Source organism: Microbacterium sp. 13-71-7 (assembly GCF_002257455.1).
Classification (GTDB): Bacteria; Actinomycetota; Actinomycetes; order Actinomycetales; family Microbacteriaceae; genus Microbacterium.
Genome location: NZ_NCKN01000265.1, coordinates 1 through 5010 on the forward strand (window position 1 = coordinate 1; position 5010 = coordinate 5010).

Sequence of the window (5010 nt, forward strand, 5' to 3'; positions counted from 1 at the left end):
CCATGCCCAAGGCGTGGGCGGATGGTTTTTCCACGGGGATATCAAGGTGAGTTTTAGCAACTTGGCCGATCAGATTATCGCCTAAATCCTTCTTTCTGGGAAGTCTTGTCGTGCCTGAGTGGCACAACGTGCCATATTGACACATAACACCATGAAACGGAAGGTATTCCCGTACGCTCGGAGCATGCAGACCCGCACCGGACTCATGTCGCGTCGCAAGGCCGCGACCGCCGGCGAGATCGCCACGGAGGCGGCGCGCCTGTTCGCCGAGCGCGGCGTCGCGCAGGTGACCGCGGCCGAGATCGCGGAGGCCTCCGGAGTCTCGCTGCGCACCTTCTACCGCTATTTCGCGACGAAGGAGGACGCAGTCGCCCCGGTCCTCGAGATCGGCGCCGCGCGCTGGCAGGCCGCGCTCGAAGAGGCCGAGGAGGAGCCGGCGGTCGCGATCCCCGCGGTCCTCGCCGCGCAGCTCACCCCGGAGACGCCCGAGGAGGCCGAAGGCCTTTCTCGCATGCGCCCGCTGCTGCGTGCGCTCGCCGAGGACAGGGAGCTCAGGGCCGTCTGGCACCGGGTGAACCACGAGTCCGAGGAGCGCCTCGTCGGCCTCATCGCCGAACGCGGCGAGCGCGACCGGCTCGCCGCACGCGTGCTCGCCGCCGCGGCGACCGAGGCGATCCGGATCGGGCTGGAGGAGTGGTCGAGGACGAAGGCCGGGGTGCGCGGGGCCGGATCCCCTGCGGCGCTCGCCGCTCGCGCGTACGCGGCGCTTGCGCCGAGGCGCTGAGCGCTTGTCCCGCACGGACCAGGACGAAGGCGCCGGCCCGCGGGCCGATGAGGGAACCTAGGCTGGATCCATGACGATCCCCGGAATCCTGCTCAATGACGGCCACACGATCCCTCAGCTCGGCTACGGAGTCTTCAAGGTCGATCCGGCCGATACCGAGCGCACGGTCAGCGAGGCCCTCGAGATCGGCTACCGCCACATCGACACGGCGGCGATCTACGGCAACGAGGCGGGCGTCGGTGCGGCGATCGCCAAGAGCGGCATCCCGCGCGACGAGCTGTTCGTGACCACCAAGCTGTGGAACGACCGCCACGACGGCGACGCCCCCGATGCGGCCATCGCGGAGAGCCTGGAGAAGCTCGGCCTCGATCACGTCGACCTGTACCTCGTGCACTGGCCGACCCCCGCCAAGGACAACTACGTGCACGCCTGGGAGAAGGTCGTCGAGATCCGCGACCGGGGTCTCGCCCGCTCCGCCGGCGTCTCCAACTTCCTCGTGCCGCACCTGGAGCGCATCGTCGCCGAGACCGGCGTCACCCCCGCGGTCGACCAGATCGAGCTGCACCCCGCGTACCAGCAGCGCGACGTCGGCTCCTGGGCGCGCGACCACGACGTGAAGATCGAGGCGTGGGGGCCGCTCGGCCAGGGCAAGTACGACCTGTTCGGCATCCCGGCCATCGCGGAGGCCGCGGCGGCCCATGGCAAGAGCCCTGCGCAGGTCGTGCTGCGCTGGCACCTGCAGAAGGGCAACATCGTCTTCCCGAAGTCGGTGCGCGCAGAGCGCCTGCGGGAGAACCTCGACGTGTTCGACTTCGCGCTGAGCGACGTCGAGTTCGCCGCGATCTCGGCGCTCGACCCTGGTGACGGATCCGGCCGCGTCGCCTCGCACCCGGACGAGGTCAACTGACCTCCCGCCCCCCGGGGGCGTTGAGCGAGGACGGCGAAGCCGACCGAGACGAAACGCGGTGCTCTCGCGAGAGCGCCGCGTTTCGTCTCGCTGCGCTCGCTCAACGACCAGGGGTCTCGCTGCGCTCGCTCAACGACCACGGGTGGGCCCGGCCCGGCGTAGCGTGAAGTCATGACCAACCGCCTCGCCGGCACCGGCAGCCCCTATCTGCGCGCGCATGCCGAGAACCCCGTGGACTGGTATCCCTGGGGTGAGGAGGCGTTCGCGGAGGCCCGCCGCCGGGACGTGCCCGTGCTGATCTCGATCGGATACTCCACCTGCCACTGGTGCCATGTCATGGCGCGGGAGTCGTTCCAGGACCCGGCCACGGCCGAGGCGCTGAACCGCGGCTTCGTGGCGGTCAAGGTCGACCGGGAGGAGCATCCCGAGGTCGATGCCGCGTACATGGCGGCGGCCTCGGCGTTCACGCCCGATCTGGGCTGGCCGCTCACCGTGTTCACCACGCCGTCCGGGCGGGCCTTCCACGCCGGCACGTACTTCCCGCCCGTGGCCCGAGGCCAGATGCCGGCGTTCGGGACCGTGCTCGCGGCCGTCCGCGAGGCGTGGACCGACCGTCGCGCGGAGGTCGAGGACCTCGCCGCTGCGGTGGCCGACGCGCTGGAGTCCTCCGACGCGACGGATCCCTCGCCGCTGCCCGAGGAGGCGGCGCTCGCCGCGGCCGCGGAGGAGATCGTCGGCCGCGAGGACCGGCGGTACGGCGGCTTCGGCACGGCCCCGAAGTTCCCCGTCGCCACGACCCTGCGCTTCCTGCAGGCCGAAGGGCGCACCGACGTCGTGGAGCGGGCGCTCGACGCGATGGCCGCGTCCGAACTGCGAGACGAGGACGGCGGGTTCTTCCGCTACGCCACGCAGCAGGACTGGTCCGTGCCGCACTACGAGCGCATGCTCATCGACAACGCGCAGCTGCTCGACGTGGCGATCGATGCGGAGAGCCCGGACGTGGCGCGCGGGATCGCGGCGTTCCTGCTCACCGAGCTGCAGCGTCCGGACGGCGGTTTCGGCGCCGCGCAGGACTCCGAGTCGGTGATCGACGGGCAGCGCAGCGAGGGCGGGTACTACCGCCGCCCTGTCGCCGCACGGGCCGGGCTGCAGCCGCCGGCCGTCGATGGCAAGGTCATCACGGGCTGGAACGGGCTCGCGATCGGCGCGCTCGCCCGCGCCGGCTCGGTCCTCGGCGAGCCGGCGTGGATCGATGCGGCGGTCCGCGCCGCGGAGACCGTGCTGGCCGTGAACCGGGATGCGGAAGGGCGGCTCGTGCGCACGTCGCTGGACGGGGAGCCCTCGGCCGCGGTCGCCACGGACGCCGATCTCGGGCTGCTCGCGGACGGGCTGTTCGCCCTCGCGCTGGCCTCGGGGGACGCGCGCTGGGCGACGCGCGGGCTCGAGGTGCTCGCCGCGGATGCGGACGCCGATCCGGTGCTCGCCGCGTACGCGATCCCCGCGGCCACGGACGGCGGTGACGGGGATCTGCCTTCCGGCGCATCCGCGCGGGCGGCCGCCGAACTCACCGCGTGGCGACTCGGCGCAGGGGAGGAGCACCGCGAGCGCGCCGCGGCCCTGGTCGCGGCGCGTGCAGGCCAGGCGCTGCGGCACCCGTTCGGATCCGGCGCGCTGCTGCGCGCCGCGGCGGGGCTGGCCCGGCCGCAGCGGCAGGTCGTCGCCGTGACCTCCGAGCCGCGCGGGCCGCTCGCGATCGCCGCGCGCGCCGCCGACGCCGACCTCACCGCGGTGCTGACCCCGGAGCAGGTGCGGGGCTTCGCGGCGGCGGGCTTCACGCTGTTCGAGGAGCGCGACGGCGTCGACGGCGTCGTGCACGACTGCCGGGGCTTCGTCTGCCTGCTGCCGGTCTCGGATCCCGCGCTCGTCTCCATCGCACGCTGAGCGACGATCCCGCGACTGCTGTACATTCTGACCAGGCGGACTGCGCGGACTCTCGGCAGACTGTGCGACATGCGCAGAAGTTGCTGATCCGTTTGTCCAGCGATCCGGGCCGCGGATACAGTGGCCGGACCCCGGCGACGTCGCCGCTCCGGCCCTGCCGCCCGACGCGCCTCCCCACCGGCCCGAACGAACGCAGCAAGGACGCCTCGACGATGACCCTCCCTGTCACCACGCCCCCGGCCACCCCGCCGACCAACGCGCGCTTGGACGCCGTACCGGCCTACAAGCAGGGGCGCTCCGCTCCGGACGGCGCCTCCAAGCTCTCCTCGAACGAATCGCCGCACCCGCCGCTGCCGTCCGTGGTCTCGGCGATCGCCGATCGGCTCGGGTCCATCCACCGCTACCCGCAGATGGCGGCTCCCGAGATCATCGGCCGCCTCTCCGAGCGCTACGGGGTCGACCCCGCCCTCGTCACCGTCGGCGCCGGATCCGTGGAGCTCGCCTCGCAGCTCATCCACGCGACCGCAGGCGAGGGCGACGAGGTCATGTTCGCCTGGCGCTCCTTCGAGGCCTACCCGTCCCTCGTGCGCATCGCGGGCGCGACGCCGGTCATGGTGCCGCTCGACGCCGAGCACCGGCACGACCTCGACGCGATGCTCGCGGCCGTCACCGAGCGCACCCGCCTGATCTTCGTGTGCAACCCCAACAACCCCACCGGCACGGTCGTCGGTCCGGAGGAGCTGGAGCGCTTCGTGGCCGCGGTGCCGCGCGACGTGCTCGTCGTGATCGACGAGGCCTACGTGCACTTCGACGGCTCGCGCTACTTCGCCGAGGAGCCCGGCGCGACCGACCCCGAGCGCGGCGCGGGTCTCGAACTGTTCCGCCGCTACCCGCACGTGGCCGTCCTGCACACGTTCTCCAAGGCCTACGGGCTCGCGGGCCTGCGCATCGGCTACGCCATCGCTCCCGCCGGGATCGCCGCTGCCCAGCGCAAGGTCGCGGTCCCGTTCGGCGTCACCGACCTGGCGCAGGCGGCCGCGGTCGCGTCCCTCGACGCGCAGGACGAGCTCGCCGTGCGCATCGCCGAGGTCACCGCGCAGCGCGACCGCCTGCACGACGTGCTCGTCGACGCCGGCTGGCCCGCCGTGCCCTCCGAGGCGAACTTCGTCTGGGTCCCTGCGGGGGAGCGCGCCGTCGAGCTCGACGAGCTCCTGCACGACGGCGCCGTCGTCGCCCGGACCTTCCCCGGCGAGGGCGTGCGGATCTCCGCCGGATCCGCCGAGGACATCGACCGCGTCGCAGCGGCCCTCGCCGCAGGCGCGACCCCGAGCTCCGCTCACCCCACCGCTGCCGTTCGCGAGGAGGCGACCGCATGACG

The 5010-nt window shown here is 72.7% G+C and carries 4 protein-coding genes; all 4 read left to right on the forward strand.

Annotated elements, in window-relative coordinates; all coding sequences use genetic code 11:
• Window positions 1-184: 184 nt before the first annotated feature.
• The 4 genes from B7X32_RS18330 to B7X32_RS18345 all read left to right on the forward strand — a co-directional run bounded on the left by B7X32_RS18330 (window position 185) and on the right by B7X32_RS18345 (window position 5008).
• Window positions 185-784 (forward strand): TetR/AcrR family transcriptional regulator, encoded by a 600-nt coding sequence (locus B7X32_RS18330; RefSeq protein ID WP_292722952.1) that lies wholly within the window; start codon window positions 185-187, stop codon window positions 782-784.
• 70 nt (window positions 785-854) lie between these two features.
• Window positions 855-1691 carry an aldo/keto reductase gene (locus B7X32_RS18335; RefSeq protein WP_292722955.1) on the forward strand — a complete coding sequence of 279 codons (837 nt, stop codon included), beginning with the start codon at window positions 855-857 and terminating at the stop codon, window positions 1689-1691.
• 171 nt (window positions 1692-1862) lie between these two features.
• On the forward strand, window positions 1863-3632 hold the full coding sequence (locus tag B7X32_RS18340) for a DUF255 domain-containing protein (RefSeq protein ID WP_292722958.1): 1770 nt from the start codon (window positions 1863-1865) through the stop codon (window positions 3630-3632).
• A 212-nt stretch (window positions 3633-3844) separates the two neighbouring features.
• Window positions 3845-5008 (forward strand): histidinol-phosphate transaminase, encoded by a 1164-nt coding sequence (locus B7X32_RS18345; RefSeq protein ID WP_292722961.1) that lies wholly within the window; start codon window positions 3845-3847, stop codon window positions 5006-5008.
• Window positions 5009-5010: the final 2 nt, after the last annotated feature.